The sequence below is a fragment of the Naasia aerilata genome (genome assembly GCF_030296595.1).
Taxonomy (GTDB): domain Bacteria; phylum Actinomycetota; class Actinomycetes; order Actinomycetales; family Microbacteriaceae; genus Naasia; species Naasia aerilata.
The window spans coordinates 3021732-3039028 of the sequence record NZ_AP027731.1; the positions used below are offsets into that span (position 1 = coordinate 3021732).

Annotated in this window: 13 protein-coding genes and 3 pseudogenes; 5 read left to right on the forward strand and 11 right to left on the reverse strand. The window is 70.6% G+C overall.

Going from position 1 to position 17297, the window contains the following annotated elements:
* Positions 1-50: 50 nt before the first annotated feature.
* From QUE51_RS15690 to QUE51_RS15710, 5 genes are all read right to left on the reverse strand, one after another.
* The gene (locus QUE51_RS15690; protein ID WP_286277277.1) at positions 51-1802 is read right to left on the reverse strand and encodes a peptidoglycan D,D-transpeptidase FtsI family protein; all 1752 of its coding nucleotides are present in this window, start codon (positions 1800-1802) and stop codon (positions 51-53) included.
* A 22-nt stretch (positions 1803-1824) separates the two neighbouring features.
* Entirely contained in the window at positions 1825-2418 is a 594-nt protein-coding gene (gene ftsL / locus QUE51_RS15695; RefSeq protein ID WP_286277278.1) for a cell division protein FtsL, read from the reverse strand.
* Positions 2415-3404, reverse strand: coding sequence for a 16S rRNA (cytosine(1402)-N(4))-methyltransferase RsmH (gene rsmH / locus QUE51_RS15700; RefSeq protein ID WP_286277279.1), 990 nt, complete (start codon positions 3402-3404; stop codon positions 2415-2417). The genes ftsL and rsmH overlap by 4 nt, the downstream gene beginning before the upstream one ends.
* A gap of 126 nt (positions 3405-3530) precedes the next feature.
* The gene (mraZ, locus tag QUE51_RS15705) at positions 3531-3962 is read right to left on the reverse strand and encodes a division/cell wall cluster transcriptional repressor MraZ (RefSeq protein ID WP_286277280.1); all 432 of its coding nucleotides are present in this window, start codon (positions 3960-3962) and stop codon (positions 3531-3533) included.
* Between the two features lie 685 nt (positions 3963-4647).
* A complete protein-coding gene (locus tag QUE51_RS15710; protein ID WP_286277281.1) occupies positions 4648-5034 on the reverse strand; it encodes an SCO2097 family morphological protein in 387 nt (128 codons plus the stop codon).
* Positions 5035-5123: 89 nt separating this feature from the next.
* Between QUE51_RS15710 and QUE51_RS15715 the strand changes: the two genes are divergently transcribed.
* Together QUE51_RS15715 and QUE51_RS15720 are read left to right on the forward strand one after the other, a co-directional pair.
* Entirely contained in the window at positions 5124-5573 is a 450-nt protein-coding gene (locus QUE51_RS15715) for a polyprenyl synthetase family protein (protein ID WP_286277282.1), read from the forward strand.
* The gene (locus QUE51_RS15720) at positions 5528-6214 is read left to right on the forward strand and encodes a polyprenyl synthetase family protein (RefSeq protein WP_286277283.1); all 687 of its coding nucleotides are present in this window, start codon (positions 5528-5530) and stop codon (positions 6212-6214) included. The genes QUE51_RS15715 and QUE51_RS15720 overlap by 46 nt, the downstream gene beginning before the upstream one ends.
* 39 nt (positions 6215-6253) lie before the next feature.
* Here QUE51_RS15720 and QUE51_RS15725 read toward each other — a convergent pair whose 3' ends face one another.
* Positions 6254-6595 carry an Rv2175c family DNA-binding protein gene (locus tag QUE51_RS15725; protein WP_286277284.1) on the reverse strand — a complete coding sequence of 114 codons (342 nt, stop codon included), beginning with the start codon at positions 6593-6595 and terminating at the stop codon, positions 6254-6256.
* A 197-nt stretch (positions 6596-6792) separates the two neighbouring features.
* On the opposite strand from QUE51_RS15725, the gene QUE51_RS15730 reads away from it, so the two are divergent.
* Complete coding sequence (locus QUE51_RS15730; RefSeq protein ID WP_286277285.1) at positions 6793-7878, forward strand: LysM peptidoglycan-binding domain-containing protein; 1086 nt, start codon at positions 6793-6795, stop codon at positions 7876-7878.
* A 125-nt stretch (positions 7879-8003) separates the two neighbouring features.
* Positions 8004-9928, forward strand: a pseudogene (gene pknB / locus QUE51_RS15740) (Stk1 family PASTA domain-containing Ser/Thr kinase).
* Positions 9929-10025: 97 nt separating this feature from the next.
* On the opposite strand, the gene QUE51_RS15745 reads toward pknB, so the two are convergent.
* The 3 genes and pseudogenes from QUE51_RS15745 to QUE51_RS15755 all read right to left on the reverse strand — a co-directional run bounded on the left by QUE51_RS15745 (position 10026) and on the right by QUE51_RS15755 (position 13158).
* On the reverse strand, positions 10026-11402 hold the full coding sequence (locus tag QUE51_RS15745; RefSeq protein WP_286277288.1) for a class II 3-deoxy-7-phosphoheptulonate synthase: 1377 nt from the start codon (positions 11400-11402) through the stop codon (positions 10026-10028).
* A 34-nt stretch (positions 11403-11436) separates the two neighbouring features.
* Positions 11437-12129: a lysophospholipid acyltransferase family protein gene (locus QUE51_RS15750; RefSeq protein ID WP_286279437.1), complete on the reverse strand. Its 693-nt coding sequence runs from the start codon at positions 12127-12129 to the stop codon at positions 11437-11439.
* A gap of 41 nt (positions 12130-12170) precedes the next feature.
* A pseudogene (locus QUE51_RS15755) lies at positions 12171-13158 on the reverse strand (ROK family glucokinase).
* 89 nt (positions 13159-13247) lie between these two features.
* Between QUE51_RS15755 and QUE51_RS15760 the strand changes: the two are divergent.
* Positions 13248-15061: pseudogene (locus tag QUE51_RS15760) on the forward strand (AMP-dependent synthetase/ligase).
* A gap of 118 nt (positions 15062-15179) precedes the next feature.
* Here QUE51_RS15760 and def read toward each other — a convergent pair.
* Together def and QUE51_RS15770 are read right to left on the reverse strand one after the other, a co-directional pair.
* Positions 15180-15671, reverse strand: a complete 492-nt coding sequence (gene def, locus QUE51_RS15765) for a peptide deformylase (protein ID WP_286277289.1) — start codon at positions 15669-15671, stop codon at positions 15180-15182.
* The gene (locus QUE51_RS15770) at positions 15664-17229 is read right to left on the reverse strand and encodes a MinD/ParA family ATP-binding protein (protein ID WP_286277290.1); all 1566 of its coding nucleotides are present in this window, start codon (positions 17227-17229) and stop codon (positions 15664-15666) included. The genes def and QUE51_RS15770 overlap by 8 nt, the downstream gene beginning before the upstream one ends.
* Positions 17230-17297 lie beyond the last annotated feature (68 nt).

The window sequence follows — 17297 nt, forward strand, 5'->3', positions numbered from 1 at the left end:
CCCGCAGCTGGTGGGGCTTGATTGTTCGTCGCGAGAGTGCGCTCTGCGGCTCAGTAGTTGGTCGCGAGGTCCGGTGAGCTCGACCCGGAGGGAACCACGGAGTACTGCTTGAGCACCTGCGTCATCACCTCGCGGAAGATCGGCGCCGCGGCTCCCGACGTGTTCATCTTAACCGGGTCGGCCAGGGTGACCGAGACGACGTACTGGGGGTTCTCGGCCGGCGCAAGACCGGCGAGCGACACGATGTAGCTCTTCGAGTAGGCGCCGGAGGCGTCGACATGCTGCGCGGTTCCGGTCTTCGTGGCCACGCGATAGCCGGGAATCCTCACCTGGCTGGCGAGCCAGCCCTTCGTCGCGACGTTCTCCAGCATGTCCACCGTCTCGCGGGCCGCCTGCTCGGAGATGACGCGCGTGCCCGTTCCCGTCGGCGTGTCGGTGACCGTGCCGTCGGCCGCCCGGCAGCCGGACACGAGGGACACCGGCATCCGCACGCCCCCGTTGCCGATGGTCTGGTACACGCTCGCCATCTGCACCGCGGTCGTCGTGAGGCCCTGACCGAACATGGTCGTGAGGTTCGTCTGCGCATCCCAGTCAGCGGGGTCGCCGTGCAGGTCGCCGGTCTCCTCGCCGCCGAACCCGACCTCCGTGCGCTGACCCAGCCCGAACTTCTTCATGTAGTCCTGCCGCTGCTGGGCCGGCATGAAGAGCCCGAGCTGGGCCATGCCCGTGTTGCTCGACTCCTTGAGCACGCCGGTCATGGTCAGGTTCCAGGTCGGGTGGTACTCGCTGTCGTTGACGTCGGCCCCCGACGGCGCGTAGCGGTAGGGGGCGACCACATGCGTGTCCGGCGTCGCGAGTCCCGCGTCGAGCAGGGAGGCCGCCGTCAAGGTCTTGAACGTCGACCCCGGCTCGAACGGCGCGGTGAAGGCGCGGGACCCGAGGGAGGAGACGTCGGTGGAGGCGGTCGCGTCCACGTCGTTGGGGTCGACGGTCGGGTAGTCGGCCACGGCGACGAGCTTGCCCGTCTTGACCTCCTGCACGACGACCGTGCCCCAGGCCGCGCCGAACTTCTGCGCGTAGCTCGCGAGCGTCTGCTGGGTGAACCACTGCAGGTCGCTGTCGATGGTCAGCAGGAGGTCGCGGCCGTCGACGGCCTGCTGGGTGACGACGGTGCTGCCCGGGATGCGGACGCCGTCGGCGCTGCTGTCGTAGACCTCCCTGCCGTCGCTCGCGGCCAGGCAGGAGTCCTCGGAGAGCTCAAGGCCTGCCTGCGCCTCGTTCTGCGAGCCGACGAAGCCGATGAGGTTGCCGGCCACCGCGCCGTTCGGATAGGTCCGGGCCGGGTGCGCCTCGTAGTAGATCCAGGGGATGTCGAGGGCGCGGATCTGCTCGAAGGTCTCGGCGTCCACCTTCTTCGCCACGTAGGCGTAGTCGGAGTCCGGGTTGGCCTTCACCGCGTCCGCGAGGATCGCGACGATGTCCGCGGGGTTCTGCCCGGTGATCTTGCCGATGCGCTCCGCGGCGTCCTGGGGTGTGACGGCGGACTTCACCGCCGTCTTCGGCGAGGCGGTGATGTCGTAGCGCAGCACGCTGTGCGCCAGGAGCACGCCCGTCCCGTCGAAGATGTCGCCGCGCACGCCGAGGATCGTCTGCGGGATGGAGCGCTTGTCCTCGGCCTCGGCATCCAGGGCGTCGGCGTGCACGACCTGGATGTCGACGAGGCGGAAGAGGAACACGGCGAGGATCGCGACGAGGGCGAGTGCGCTGGCCGCCATGCGGCGACGGGAGCTGCGTCTCGTCATGGGAGGTCCTCCCCGGTCGGGGCTAGCGCGTGGTCGGCGCCGCCAGCGGGCCCTGCAACGGTAACTGCGCGGCCGCGGAGGTCCCGGCAGGCTGGCCGCTCGTCGCGGACTGCGCCGGGATCTGCGTGACGAGCGGGAGACCCGTGAGGAGGTGGTTGGCCACCTGGGAGCCGGTGCCGCTCAGGACGCCGGCGCCCTGCGCGGGAGCCGGGGTGCCGATGACGGCGCCGTCCGACATGCGCAGCCAGACCGGGTTGGCGTTCTGCACCATGCCGAGCGCCTCGGCGTTCTCGGCGAGGTTCTGCGGCGAGGACAGGCGCCCGAGGTCCTCGGTCAGCTGCTGGACCTGGCGGGCCTGCTCCTTCTGCGTGGCCTGGAGGCTGTCGATCGTGTACGCGCCGTCGGACAGCGCGATGCTGAGGAAGAGCTGGCCCAGCATGAGGGCGCCGAGGCCGCCGACGACGACGCCGGCGTAGACGGCGCGGGGGCGGGCCCTGCGCTGCTCGCGGACCGGCGCGATCTCGATGCGGGGCGGAGCGACGGGGGCGGCGGGCCGGGCGGTGGTGCCCGGTGCCGTCGGGCGGCGGAGTGGAGCGGTGGCGAGTGCGGTGCTCATGAGATTCCTTGTCGGGTGGCAGTGTCCCGTCCGGAGAGGACGGGACGGAGCCGCTCTGCCGCGCGCAGACGTACGGGTGTAGCGCGCGGGTTCGCGGCGATCTCCTCCGCCGTCGCGCGGCCGGCGCCGCGGACGAGCAGACGGAATTCGGGGCGGTGCTCCGGGAGTTCGACAGGGAGGCCGGCCGGAGCGGTCGAGGTCGAGCGGCGGGCGAGCTCCCGCTTGACGAGGCGGTCTTCGAGGGACTGGTAGGCGAGGACGACGATGCGGCCGCCGACCGCGAGCGAGTCGAGGGCGGCGGGAAGGGCGCGCTCGAGGGCGGCGAGCTCGCCGTTCACCTCGATGCGCAGCGCCTGGAACACGCGCTTGGCCGGGTGACCGGCGTGCTGGAGGGCGGCGGGCGTCGCCTCGGTGAGGACCGCGACGAGCTCGCTGGAGCGGCGCAGGGGCGCCTGGGCGCGGTGCTCCACGATCTTGCGGGCGTACCGGCCCGCCAGCTTCTCCTCTCCGTAGACCTCGAAGATGCGGCGCAGCTGGCCCTCCGAGTACTCGGCGAGAACGCGCTCCGCCGTCAGCGGTGACGTGGAGTCCATCCGCATGTCGAGCGGGGCGTCCTTCGAGTAGGCGAAGCCGCGCTCGGCGCGGTCCAGCTGCAGCGAGGAGACGCCGAGGTCGAGGAGGATGCCCTGCACGCCGTCCGGGGCGTGCTCGGCGACGATGTCACCGATCTCGTCGTACACAGCGTGCACGAGGACCGCCCGCTCGCCGAAGGGGGCGAGGCGGCGGCCGGCGATCTCGAGCGCGTCGGTGTCGCGGTCGATGCCGATCAGTCGGAGGTCGGGGAAGGTGTCGAGGAGGGCGGCGGCGTGGCCGCCCATGCCCAGCGTGCCGTCGACCACGACGGCGTTCGCGCTGGAGATTGCGGGAGCGAGCAGCTCGATGCTGCGATCCCGAAGCACAGGGATGTGGATGGCGTTCTCGTCCATGATTTGCCGGTTCCGCCCCGCCGTCCGATCCCCATCCGTACTCGCCGACCTGGCACCGGGGAAGTGTGTCAGGGAGGCTGGCAGGACGGCTGGGAGTCGCACGGCAGGGTGGGCCGCTGTCGCGGCCTAGAAGATTCCGGGGATCACCTCCTCGGCGGTGTTGGCGAAGCCGTCCTCGTTCTCGGACACGTAGGCGTTCCATGCCTCGGCGTCCCAGATCTCGGCACGGCTGCCGGCTCCGATGACCACGAGCTCCCGGTCGAGGCCCGCATAGCTGCGGAGCCCCTGAGGGATCGTGACCCGGTGCTGCTTGTCGGGAGTCTCCGCGTGCGCGCCGGAGAGCAGGAGGCGCACGTAGTCGCGCGCCTGCTTGCTCGTCACGGGGGCCTGACGGATCTTCTCGTGGACGTCCTCGAACTCGCGCTGGCTGAAGACGTAGATGCAGCGGTCCTGGCCGCGGGTCAGCACGACGCCGCCCGCGAGCTCATCCCAGAACTTGGCCGGGAGGATGATGCGGCCCTTCTCGTCGAGCTTGGGCGTATAGGTGCCGAGGAACACAGCATCTCCACCCTCTCTCCACTGGCCTGCTTGGTCCCTCCACTTTACTCCACTGTCCCCCACCGGACAATGGGCGCGACCCCGCGGGAGCCCCTAATCCGGCCCGCGAAGGCCCCCAGTTTGCGGGACTGCCGCGGAATAGCGCGGGTGGGAGCGGAGTGGAGGGGAAGTGGAGGGGTGGAGCCCCGCCGAGCGGGTCGGGGGCGCTCCGTCGACCGCGGTGAGGATGCTCACACCGCGTCGTCCCGCGGAATGGCGCGGTGCGAGGGCAACGTCCCGGCGGTGGCAGCGGGATGTGGGAGCGAAGTGGAGTTCGGGCGGGGCCCGGGTGGGGCCGGGGAGAGGAGTGGAGGCGGTCGGCTTCCCTGGGCGCGTTGCGGGAGCGGCGAGGAGGAAACGGGCCGACTTGCCGAAGAATCACGTTTCAGGGCCCTGGAAGCGTGATTCTCTGGCAAGTCGATCTGAAGGAGAGGCGGGAGCGCGCGGCGGCGCGCCCGCTGCTGCCGAGCTGGCCTCCTAGCGCCGAGCGCGGCCTGTCTAGCGCCGAGCGCGGTGCGTGACGACGAACGCGGGCCGTCTACGGGGCGCGCTCGTCGCTACGGGGCGCGCTCGGCGAAAGGGTGTGCTCGGCGCACGAAAAGGCCGGCCCGAAGGCCGGCCTTTTCGAGGTGGTGACGGCTGCGAGCTAGCGGCCCATGCCGTCCTGGCGGCGCTCCCAGCGGCTGTTCATGCGGTCCATGAACGAGCCGCGGCCGACGCGGCGCGCGGAGCCGGGGCCCGAGCCGCCCGAGCGCGGGACCGCGGTGAGGCGGCGCCGCGGCGAACCGACGGCGAGGAGGACGCCGGCGAACATCACGACGAACCCGCCGACACCGATGATGGGCTGTTTGAGCACCACCCCGGCGACGAGGATCGCGACGCCGAGCACCGCGACCAGGACGCCGGAGACGAGCGCCGTGTAGTTGATCCGCCCGCGGCGGCCGCCGACGCTGGCGACGAAGTCCGCATCGTTCTGATAGAGGCTGCGCTCCATCTCGTCGAGGAGGCGCTGTTCTTGCTCCGAGAGCGGCATTTCCTTCTCCTCCCGCGGCGTGTCAGGCCGGGCCGGGCCCGTAAGTTGAGCCAAATTGTAACGTTCCGCCGATAGCTAGGCTAGGCGGTGTGACACAGGGCGCCCGACTGGTCGATCTCGTCCAAGGAAGACTCGATCGGCTGGTCGACGAGCGCGCCTCCATTCTCGCCACCATCGCGGAGGAGGCCACCCCGTTCGCGGAGTTCTCGCGGCAATTTCTCAGAGGCGGTAAGCGCTTCCGCGCTCTCGTCTGCTGGGAGGGCTGGCGGGCGGTCACGGCGGCTCCCGAGGCGGCGTCCGCGCGCACCATCGACGGGGTCGTGACGGTCGCCAGCGCCCTCGAGCTCTTCCACGCTGCGGCGCTCGTCCACGATGACATCATCGACAGCTCGGATACCCGCCGGGGCGCCCTTCCGCCCATCGGCGCTTCGAGCGGCTCCACTCGGATCACCGCTATGCGGGCGACGCCGCCACCTTCGGCACGTCCGCCGCGGTGCTGCTCGGCGACCTGCTGCAGAGCTGGAGCGATGACCTCCTGACCGATGGCCTCCGCTCCCTCCCGCCCGAGAACGGCTTCGAGGCGCGCACCGAGTTCGAGCGGATGCGCCTCGACGTGACCATCGGGCAGTACCTCGACCTGGTCGAGGAGCGCGCCTGGCGGGTCGTGCCCGAGGAGGACGCCCTGCTGCGGGCCGAGCGGGTCATCCTCTACAAGTCGGCGAAGTACTCGGTCGAGGCACCGCTCGTCATCGGTGCCCGCCTGGGCGGAGCGACCGACGAGCAGGTGGATGCGCTCCGCGCGTTCGGCGTCCCGCTCGGCATCGCCTTCCAGCTGCGGGACGACCTTCTCGGCGTCTTCGGCGATCCGTCCGTCACAGGGAAGCCCGCCGGGGACGACCTGGTGGAGGGCAAGCGGACGGTGCTCATCGCGCTCACCCGGTCGATGATGCCGCCGGGAGCGCGACGCCTCCTCGACGAGCTGCTCGGTGACCCGCACCTCTCCCCGCCGCAGATCACCCTCCTGCAGAACACCCTGCGCGAGAGCGGCGCGGTCGACCGCGTGGAGCGGATGATCGAGGCGAACGCCCTGCGCGCCCGCGCGGCTCTCAAGGCGGCACCCCTCGTCGAGCGCGACAACCTCGCCTCGCTGATCGCACCCCTGACGCAGCGCGTCAGCTGACGGAGGCGACCTCCGGCCGGGGCTCCCCCGCCCCGGGACTCAGAACGCGAGCGCCTGCGCGACGCGGCGCACCTCGGCCTTGCGGCCGGCACGCAGGGCGTCGATCGGACGGGTGCCCAGGCTGCCGTCCTCGCCGAGGAGCCAGTCGACGGCCTCCTCGTCGGTGTAGCCGTTGTCGGCGAGCAGGATCAGCGTTCCGCGCAGATCGTGCAGGGGCCCGTCTGCAGTCACGAACTCGGCCGGCACCCGCAGCACCCCGTCGATGCGGACCCCGACCAGGTATCGGTCCTGCAGCAGGGCGCGAACCTTGCTCAGGGGAAGCCCGAACCTCTCACCGAGATCCGGGAGGGTCAGCCACTCGTGCTCGTCCAGCCCAGCCACGAACCTAGGATGCCATCCCGAGCGCCCCGCCGCAGGATCCCTGGGCAGAAACGGGCGGCCTCCGCCCCCTCCCCCAGTTCGAGGCGGCGTCATCTCACATCGGTAACGTTCATTGACTGCTTGAGGCTGCTGTGTCAGCGTGACCCCGTCCCCGGGGGAAAAGGGGACGTGCACGGCCGCCATGGATGGGGAACGCGATGAGCAGTGCTTTGGAACGACTCTGGAGCGGCACGGCCGGAAGGGGTCGCCATGTCGCGCCCCGCCCCGCCGGCCGCACCCGGCTCCTCGCCGCCCTTCCCGTGGTCCTGGCCGGCTCGCTCGCGCTCACGCTCGGCGGTTCGCCAGCGGACGCGGCTCCGGTCAAGCGGCCCGTGAAGAACCGCGTCACTCCCCCGGCGCAGCCCGATCCCGCCGACGCCGCTCCGGCCACCGCCACGACGGATGTCGAGATCGTCGCCGCAGCCAGCGCCACGGGCCCGGCCCAGAGCTACGCGCCACGCGTCTACACCGTCGTCGAGGGCGATACCGTCAGCGACATCGCCGGCCGCTTCGGCCTCTCCACCGCGTCGGTCCTCACCCACAACGGGCTGAGCTGGAAGTCGCTGATCTTCCCCGGCCAGGTCCTGAGCCTCAACACCGCGGCAACCGCCGTTCTCCCGGACACCCCGCTCGTCCGCTACACGATCGTCGACGGCGACACCATCAGCGCGGTCGCCGCTTCCTACGGCGTTGACACCGCCGCGGTGCTGCTGGCGAACGGCCTCGGCCGCGACAGCATCATCTTCCCGGGGCAGAGCATCGTGCTCCCCGTCGACTCCGCCGCCGCGGATCTGGAGACCGCCGCGATCGTCGAGTCGACGCCTGCCACCGCGGTCGTCGCGCTCTCCGACACCATGCGCGAGAACGCCGCGACCATCATCCGAATCGGACGCGAGCTCGGGGTGGAGGATCGCGGCATCGTCATCGCCCTGGCTGCCGCGGCCCAGGAGTCCGCCCTGCACAACCTCGACTGGGGGCACCTCGACTCGCTCGGCCTGTTCCAGCAGCGGAGCAGCACCGGCTGGGGAACGCGCGACGAGATCCTCGATCCCGAGCACGCGGTCCGCGCCTTCTTCGGCGGCCCCGGCAACCCCAACGACGACACGCGCGGGCTGCTCGACATCGACGGCTGGCAGGATCTGAGCGTCACCGAGGCGGCCCAGGCCGTGCAGCTGTCCGCCTATCCGGACGCCTACGCCAAGTGGGAGACGTCCGCCGTCAGCTGGCTCGCAGACCTCGGCTGACGCCTCTTCCGTCCGTCGTCAAGTCCCCCGTCGAAGCATTTTCCTCGACCCGCCGAGGCCGGCGACCGCTCCCCGCAGGAAGCGCTTCGTACACTCGTACGGTGAGCCCGAGCCAGACCGACCCGATGGTCGGCCGTCTGTTGGACGGACGCTATCAAGTCCGTGCACGGATCGCGCGCGGCGGAATGGCGACGGTCTACCTGGCGACGGATCTGCGCCTCGAGCGCCGCGTCGCCATCAAGGTGATGCACGGTCACCTCGCCGATGACGCGGCCTTCCGGGACCGGTTCATCCAGGAGGCGCGGTCCGCGGCCCGGCTCGCCCACCCGAACGTCGTCAACGTCTTCGACCAGGGTCAGGACTCCGACATGGCCTATCTGGTCATGGAGTACCTGCAGGGCATCACGCTGCGCGACCTGCTCAAGGAGTACGGCAAGCTCACGCCCGAGCAGACGATGGACATCATGGAGGCCGTCCTCGCCGGGCTCGCCGCCGCGCACAAGGCCGGCATCGTCCACCGCGACCTCAAGCCCGAGAACGTGCTCCTCGCCGACGACGGGCGCATCAAGATCGGCGACTTCGGCCTCGCTCGCGCCGCCACGGCGAACACGGCGACCGGCCAGGCGCTGCTCGGCACCATCGCCTACCTCTCCCCGAGCTCGTGACCCGCGGCATCGCGGACACCCGCAGCGACATCTACGCCGTCGGCATCATGATGTACGAGATGCTCGTCGGCGACCAGCCGTTCAAGGGCGACCAGCCGGTCCAGATCGCCTACCAGCACGCCAACGAGTCGGTCCCGGCGCCCAGCACCAAGAACCCGGCGATCCCCGTGGCACTCGACGAGCTCGTCCTCTGGGCGACCGCCCGCGACCCCGAGCAGCGCCCGCGCGACGCCCGCGCGATGCTCGACCAGCTCTTCGAGACCCAGAACCTCATCCGCGACGGCCTCGGCGGAGTCTCGACCGCGACGCAGCGCACCATGGTGATGCCGGCGGCGACGCCCGCCACGACCGTGCACGAGTCCGGCGAGACCCAGGTCATGAGCCGCGCGCGGCGGACCGGCCCCGTCGCCGTCGAGTCCGCGCACCGCCTGTCAACGACGGTGCAGAAGAGGCACCGCCGGGGCTTCTGGCTCTTCGGCCTGTTCCTCGTGTTCGCGGCCGCGGTGACCGGCACCGGCTGGTACTTCGGCTCGGGCCCCGGTGCCGCCGTGGGCATCCCCTCCGTCGCGGGCAAGAGCGTCGCGGATGCGACCGCGATGCTGAACGAAGCGGGCTTCACCGTCGGCGGTCAGGATGAGGTCTTCGACTGGAAGACCGATCCCGGCCTCGTCTCCTCGACCGACCCCGAGGCCGGTGCTCGCGTCACCCGCGACAAGCCGGTCCTGCTGCACGTGTCGAAGGGCGCTCAGCCGCTCGCCGTGCCGGCTCTGGGCGGCAAGACCCTCGACGAGGCGAAGAAGATCATCACCGACGCGGGATTCGTGGTGGGCGACGATCTCCCCGCCGAGTTCAGCGCCGACGTTCCCGTGGGAGTCGTGCTGCACGCGGTGGGCGCCGACGGGGTGGAGTTCGCGGAGGGCGCGCAGTACCCGGAGCACCAGCCGATCCGCCTCTCGGTCTCGGCCGGGCCGTTCCCCGACGTGTTCAACATCCCGGTCGCCGATGCGACTCAGGCGCTCGGCTCGGTGGGGATCCAGGTCGAGCGGGGCGACGCCGCCTTCGACAACACCGGCCAGGTGCCCGCCGACAACGTGCTCAGCATCGACCCCGTGACGACCGCGGACGGGACCCCGCGTCCCTTCGTCGTCGGCGACACCGTGACGATCCACCTGTCGAAGGGCGCGGACCTCGTGACCGTCCCGAACGTCATCGGCACCGAGTGGACGACGGCCAAGCAGCAGCTCCTGGACGCCGGTCTCGACCCGACCTACAACGCGACGCTCGCGGCCATCCCGGGCGCGGTGGTGAAGAGCACCGACCCCGCAGAGGGCGCGCAGTTGCTCCGCGGCTCGAAGATCGCGGTCACGATCACCGCGACGCTCTAGGCGCGACCGCCACGACTCCGCATCACTTCGGACTATCCGCAACAGGAGACCGTTGCGGTTTGTCCGAAGTGATGCGGTTGGGCGGCAGCGGCGGCGGCTACCGCGTGGTGGCGGAGAGCTCCTCGGCCACCAGGAACGCGAGCTCCAGCGACTGCATGTGGTTGAGGCGGGGATCGCACAGCGACTCGTAGCGGGTGGCGAGGCTGGCCTCGTCGATGTGCTCGGACCCGCCCAGGCACTCGGTGACATCGTCGCCGGTCAGCTCCACGTGGATGCCGCCCGGGTGCGTTCCGACGGCGCGGTGCGACTCGAAGAAGCCCTTCACCTCGTCGACGATGTCGTCGAAGCGACGGGTCTTGTACCCCGTGGGCGTCGTGACGCCATTGCCGTGCATGGGGTCGGTCACCCAGAGCGGGTTCGCATCGAGCGTCTTCACGTGCTCGAGCAGGCCGGGGAGGACGTCGCGGATCTTGCCCGCGCCCATCCGCGTGATGAACGTGAGCCGGCCGGGCTCGCGCTCGGGGTCCAGCTTGTCGATGAGCGCCTCCATGGCTTGCGGAGTCGTGGAGGGGCCGAGCTTGACGCCGATCGGGTTGCGGATGCGCGAGAAGTAGTCGACGTGCGCGCCGTCGAGGTCGCGGGTGCGCTCCCCGATCCACAGGAAGTGGGCGCTGGTCGCCACCGGAGTGCCATTGCGGGAGTCGATGCGGGTCAGGGGCCGCTCGTAGTCCATGAGCAGGCCCTCGTGGCCGGTGTAGAACTCGACGCGGCGCAGCTCGTCGAAGTCGGCGCCTGCCGCCTCCATGAAGCGGATGGCGCGGTCGATCTCCCTCGCGAGGCCCTCGTAGCGGGCGTTCGCCGGGTTGGAGGCGAAGCCGCGGTTCCAGCTGTGCACCTCCTTGAGGCTCGCGAACCCGCCCTGGGTGAAGGCGCGCACGAGGTTCAGCGTGGAGGCGGCGGTGTGGTAGCCCTGCACCAGGCGGGCGGCGTCGGGCTCCCGGGACTCGGGCGTGAAGTCGTAGCCGTTGACGATGTCGCCGCGGTACGCGGGAAGCGTCACCTCGCCCCGCGCCTCGACGTCGCTCGAGCGCGGCTTCGCGAACTGCCCGGCCATCCGGCCCATCTTCACGACCGGCATGGAGGCGCCGTAGGTGAGCACGACGGCCATCTGCAGCAGCGTCTTCACGCGCGAGCGGATCTGGTCGGCGGTCGCGCCCGCGAAGGTCTCGGCGCAGTCGCCGCCCTGCAGCAGGAACGCCTCGCCCCGGGCCGCCTTGGCGAGCCGGTCGCGCAGCTGGTCGATCTCGCCCGCGAACACGAGGGGCGGGAAGGTCGCGATCTGCGCGGACGCCGCCTGGGCGGCCGTGGGGTCCGGCCACGTCGGCTGGTGCTTGATGTCGAGGGTCCGCCAGTGGTCGAGACCGGCCAGGACCTGGGGGCTGGCGGCCACGACGGGCTCGGTGGAATCGTCCACGGGGGTCACCTCGGCTGTGTTGCGATGGAAGGGGTCAGCGGGCGACAGGAACGCCCGCCGCCTTCTTCACAGAAGACGCGTACACATCCACGTATTCCTGGCCGCTCAGCCGGGCGAGCTCGTACATGATCTCGTCGGTGATGGAGCGGAGGATGAAGCGGTCGCCTTCGAGTCCCGCGAACCGTGAGAAATCTAACGGCTTGCCGATCACGATGCCAATCCGCCGCACCTTCGGGAGGCGGCTGCCGATGGGCATCGCCTTCTCCGTGTCGATCATCGCGACCGGGATGACCGGCACCTGACCCTCGACGACCATGCGGGCGATGCCCGTTCGGCCCCGGTACAGGCGGCCGTCCTGGCTCCGCGTGCCCTCCGGGTAGATGCCGAGCAGCTCGCCCCTCCGCAGCACGCCGAGACCCGTGAGGAGCGCCGCCTCGGACGCCTTGCCGCCGGACCGGTCGATGGGCAGCTGGCCGGTCGCGAGCATGAAGGAGCGGATCGCCCACCCCTTGAAGCCCTTCCCGGTGAAGTATTCGGCCTTCGCGAGGAAGGAGATCCGGCGGTCCAGCTCGATCGGGAGCAGCACCGAGTCGATGAACGAGAGGTGGTTGCTCGCGAGGATCGCTGCGCCCTTCTTGGGCACGTTCTCCATGCCCGTCACCCAGGGGCGGAACACCCGGCGCAGGAAGGGACCCACGAACACGTACTTCATCAGCCAGTAGAACACGCGCACGGAACCTCGCTCTCCCGGCCAGCCTATCCGCGCCGTCAGGCGGCGGGGTCGACGTGCGGCGAGTAGCTCGCCGGATCCCCCGCCGAGCGGAAGTGGGATCGGGCGAGGTCGGCCGCGCCCACGACGCCCGCGTCCCCCACGAACTCGGCCACGCGGAACTCCGGCTCGGGGTGGTACCCGCGCGCCGGCAGCACATCGAGGAACGCGGCGCGGATCGGCTCGAGGAGCACGTCGCCCGCGACGGACACCCCGCCGCCAAAGACGAACAGCTGGGGGTCGAGGACGGCCGCGAGGCTCGCGCAGGCCTGACCCAGGTGCTGGCCGAGCTGGCGGAGGGCGGACAGCGCACCCGGGTCCTCGGCGGCGATGAGCTCGCCCACCTGGACGCCGGTGAGACCCCCGTTGCGCTCGCGCGCCTCGGCGAGGGCGTTGCCGATGCCCCCGCGTCCGCGATCTCGTTCGCCATCCGCAGCAGCGCCCGCCCCGAGCCGTACTGCTCGATGCAGCCACGGGCACCGCAGCCGCATGGGAGGCCGTTCGGGACGACCCGCATGTGGCCGAGCTCCGCCGCCGTGCCGAAGCCGCCGCGGAAGAGGGTGTCCTCGTGCACGATGGCGCCGCCCACCCCGGTGCCGATGGTGATCATGACCATGTCGCTGACGAGCCGCCCGGCGCCGAAGCGGAACTCCGCCCAGCCTGCCGCGTTGGCGTCGTTCTCGATGAGGATCGGGAGGCCGATGCGCTCTTCGAGCTCCGCGCGCAGCGGCTCGTTCCGCCACGCCACGTTCGGCGTGTAGTAGACGACGGACTGCGCGGCGTCGATGAAGCCGGGCGCGGCGACGCCCACGGCGGCGATCTCCTGCCCGGCCGCGAGCTGCTGCACCATCTCGACGACGTCGGCCTTCAGCCGATCGCTGTCGCCCGCGGGGTCGGTCGCCGACTCTCGGTGACGATGGCGCCGAGATCGTCGACGACAGCGCCGGCGATCTTCGTGCCGCCGATGTCGATGCCTATCGCGTGCACGGGTCGAGCCTAGCGGTGCCCCGGACAGGGGCAGGGGCCGCCCAGGCCCGCCGGATAGGATGGGCTGACCAGGTACCGAAGGAGTTGCCGTGCACCAGATCGACGCGCCCGCCGTCGTGGCCCCCACCCCGGACGCGAATGCCACCGATCTCCTGCTGGAGCGAGTCGCGAAGACCCCGGACGCCCCGCTCTTCGCGCGGCACCTCGGCGAGCAGTGGATCGACGTGAGCGCTCGCGACTACCTCGACCAGGTGCGCGCCCTCGCCAAGGGCTTCATCGCCGCCGGCATCCAGCCCGGCGAGAAGATCGGGCTCATGGCGAAGACGCGCTACGAGTGGACGCTCATCGACTTCGCCGCGTGGTTCGCCGGCGCGATCCTCGTCCCGATCTACGAGACCTCCTCCCCAGCCAGGTGCACTGGAACCTCAGCGACGCCGGTGCACACGCGATCATCGTGGAGGGCCCGGACCAGTTCGCGAAGTTCGACGAGGTGCACGCGGACCTGCCGGATGTGCGCCTGATCTGGCAGATCGAGCGCGGCGACCTCGGGAAGCTCGCCTCCTCGGGCACGGGCGTCAGCGACGAGGAGCTCGAGCGTCGCCGCACCCTGGCGCACGAGGACGACATCGCCACGATCATCTACACCGCGGGCACTACCGGGCGGCCGAAGGGCTGCGTGCTCACCCACAGGAACTTCGTGGAGCTCAGCCGCAACACGACCGAGGCCATCCCGGAGGTGATCCGTCCCGGGTCGAGCACCCTGCTCTTCATCCCGACCGCGCACATCTTCGCTCGCTTCATCGCCGTGCTCAGCGTCTACGGCGGCGTCAAGGTGGGTCACGAGCCGGACACCACCCAGCTCCTCCCCTCGCTCGGCAGCTTCCGCCCGACGTTCCTGCTCGCCGTGCCGCGGGTGTTCGAGAAGGTCTACAACTCGAGCGAGCAGAAGGCGGAGGCCGGCGGCAAGGGCAAGATCTTCCGCAGCGCGGCCGACGTCGCGATCGCGCACTCCAAGGCGCTCGAGGCCGGCAAGGTGCCGCTCGGCCTCCGGCTCAAGTTCGCCCTGTTCGACCGGCTGGTCTACTCGAAGCTGCGAGCCGTGATGGGCGGCCGCGTCCAGTACGCGGTGTCCGGCTCGGCGCCCCTCGGCGAACGGCTCGGCCACTTCTACCACAGCCTCGGGATCTCCATCCTCGAGGGCTACGGCCTCACCGAGACCACCGCGCCCATGACGGTTACGCGTCCCAGCTCCTTCGCCATCGGCACCGTCGGGCCGGCGCTGCCCGGGGTGTCCATCCGGATCGCCGAGGACGGCGAGATCGAGACGAAGGGCGTCAACCTCTTCAAGGAGTACTGGAAGAACCCGGAGGCGACGGCGGCCGCGTTCAACGGCGAGTGGTTCCGCACGGGCGACATCGGGGAGTTCGATGACCGCGGCTTCCTCCGCATCACCGGGCGGAAGAAGGAGCTCATCGTGACGGCGGGCGGCAAGAACGTCGCTCCCGCCGCGCTCGAGGACCCGATCCGCGCCAACCCCATCGTCAGCCAGGTCGTGGTCGTGGGCGACCAGAAGCCCTTCATCGCCGCCCTCGTCACGCTCGACGCGGAGATGCTCCCCGTCTGGCTGAAGAACAACGGCGAGGACGAGAGCCTCACTCTCGAGCAGGCCGCCAAGTCCCCCGCCGTGCTCGCCGAGGTGCAGCGGGCGGTGGACGTCGCCAACAGCCACGTCTCACGCGCCGAGTCGATCCGGAAGTTCGTGATCCTCCCCACCGAGTGGACCGAGGCCAGCGGACACCTCACGCCGAAGCTCTCCATCAAGCGGAACGTCATCCTCAAGGACTTCGCGAGCGAGGTCGAGGGCGTCTACGCGAAGGCGCCGGCGGGCGAGCCCGTCCACTGACGGCTAACCGGCTGCTCACCCTTCCCTCAGCAGGCAGAATCGGCGCCAGCAGGCAGGATCGGCCCGTTTTCGCCTGCTCAGGCCGAAAATGCCTGCTGAGCGAAGGAGGCTCGGAGCTTTAGAACCAGGAGGATTCGCGGATGCGGCGCATCGCGTCGCGCCGGAGGTCCTTGTCGAGGCGGTCGAGGTAGAGCAGGCCGTCGAGGTGGTCCGTCTCGTGCTGCAGCGCCTGCGCGAGCACACCCGTGCCCTCGACCACGACCGGGTTGCCGTCGAGGTCGGTGCCCTCCGCGCGCGCGTAGGGTGCCCGGCGCACGGGATACCAGAGGTCCGGCACGGAGAGGCAGCCTTCGTCGACGAGCTCAGGCTCCCCGCGCACCTCCACGACGCGCGGGTTCAGCAGGTAGCCGACCTTGCCGTCCACGTTGTAGCTGAACGCCCGGAGGTTGACGCCGATCTGCGACGCGGCGACACCGGCTCGCCCCGGCACGGCGACCGAATCGAGCAGGTCCTCGACGAGCGCGCGGACGCGGTCGTCGACCTGCTCGATGGGCGCCGACGGAGTCTTGAGGACCGGGTCGCCGAACAGCCGGATCTGCCGCTCAGGCACCTCGGCGCACGGGCAGGCCGTCGACCACGAGCGCGGCGAGCCTGCGTGCCGCGTCCTTCGTGACCTGCTTCAGGTCGTTGTAGCTCACGACGCTGCCGGCGGCGAGCACCGGGTCGTAGGGAATGCGGACGATCTCGCGGACGCGCGACTTGAAGTGCGCCTCGATCTCGTCGAGCTTCACCATGTTGGTGCCCTGCGTCGCCGTGTTGAGCGCGACGACCGCGTTCTTCACCAGCTCGCCGTACCCGTTCGCCTCGAGCCAGGTCAGCGTCTCGGACGCGAGGCGCGCCTCGTCGACGCTGCCGCCGGAGACGATGACCACCGAGTCGGCCCGGTTGAGCGTCGCGCGCATGACGGAGTGGACGATGCCGGTGCCGCAGTCCGTGAGGACTATGGAGTAGAACCGGGCGGTGATGTCCGCGATGACGTTGTAGTCGTTCTCGTCGAACGCCTCGCTGAGCAGCGGGTCCGTGTCGGAGGCGAGGATGTCGAGGCGGGTCTCGTCCCGGGACACCAGGGCGCTGAAGTCGGTGAAACCGTTGATGCTCGCGGCGCGGTGCACGACGTCGCGGACCGTGGCGCGCGTCTGCCGGGGCACCCGCTCGGACAGCGTGCCGCGGTCGGGGTTCGCGTCGATCGCGATGATCCGGTCCTCGCGCGTGGTCGCCAGGGCCATGCCGAGCAGCGTGGTGACCGTGGTCTTGCCGACGCCGCCCTTGCGCGTGAGGATCGGGACGAAGCGCGTGCCGCCCTCGAACTGCTTGTCGATGCGGGCGTTGAGCTCCTTGCGCGCGCGCTCGGCGGGAGAATCGCCGAGGTTCACGCGGCGGAGGGTCAGCCCGTAGATGAACCTGTTCCAGCCGCCCGTCGGAGCCGCGCGCGTGATCCGCGAGTCGATGAGCCGATCCGCGGTGAGCATCGCGGCGGTCTCGGGGATATCGCTCTGCTCGCCGCGGAGGCGCTCGCGCCGGGTGAGGCTCGTGCCGTTCGCCGGCGTGATCGGCTCGATGCGCGGGATCTCGCCGGTGCGCGAGGTGTCTATGCGGGGCACCGGACCTGTGTTCCGAATCCCGTCGCCGAGGCGCGGGATCTCGCTCGTGTTGAAGCGCGGGATCTCCCCGGTCAGCCGCGGCACGTCGGTGGTGCTGAACCGCGGGATCTCGCCCGTGGTGGTCGGGAAGGAGCTGAGGGTGCGGCTGCCGAGCAGGGCGTCGTAGGCGCTGCCGGTGCGGCGGTAAGGGGTGCGGGTCGGCTGCTCCGGCGCAGGACGCAGCTCCCCGAGGTTGATCTCGCCGGTCAGGGTGCCCGGCATCGCGCTCGGCGGGATCGCGACATCGTCGATCCGCACGGCCGCCTCGTCCTCGGGCAGGGCCCGCTGCGGAGCCGGCGGGAGATCGATGTGAATGGTGAGGCTCTCGGGGAGACTGGTGGCCAGCCGCTCGCCGGGCTCGTCGACGAGCTCACTGTGGAACTCGAGCTCGTCGAGCTCCTCCGCGCGGGTCGCGCTCACCGTGCTCTCGAGCACCTGCCCGGGAGACTTCTTGCGCTTGCTCGCCACAGGCCCAGCCTTCCGTTCAGCTCTGTCTACGCTCATTTGCCAGAAGCCTATGCGGGCACCCCTCGGAT

Bases quoted from the DNA above. Each gene is read 5' to 3' on its own strand.
- QUE51_RS15690 (WP_286277277.1), bottom strand. From the start codon at position 1,802: ATGACGAGACGCAGCTCCCGTCGCCGCATGGCGGCCAGCGCACTCGCC.
- ftsL (WP_286277278.1), bottom strand. From the start codon at position 2,418: ATGAGCACCGCACTCGCCACCGCTCCACTCCGCCGCCCGACGGCACCG.
- rsmH (WP_286277279.1), bottom strand. From the start codon at position 3,404: ATGGACGAGAACGCCATCCACATCCCTGTGCTTCGGGATCGCAGCATC.
- QUE51_RS15710 (WP_286277281.1), bottom strand. From the start codon at position 5,034: ATGCCGCTCTCGGAGCAAGAACAGCGCCTCCTCGACGAGATGGAGCGC.
- QUE51_RS15730 (WP_286277285.1), top strand. From the start codon at position 6,793: ATGAGCAGTGCTTTGGAACGACTCTGGAGCGGCACGGCCGGAAGGGGT.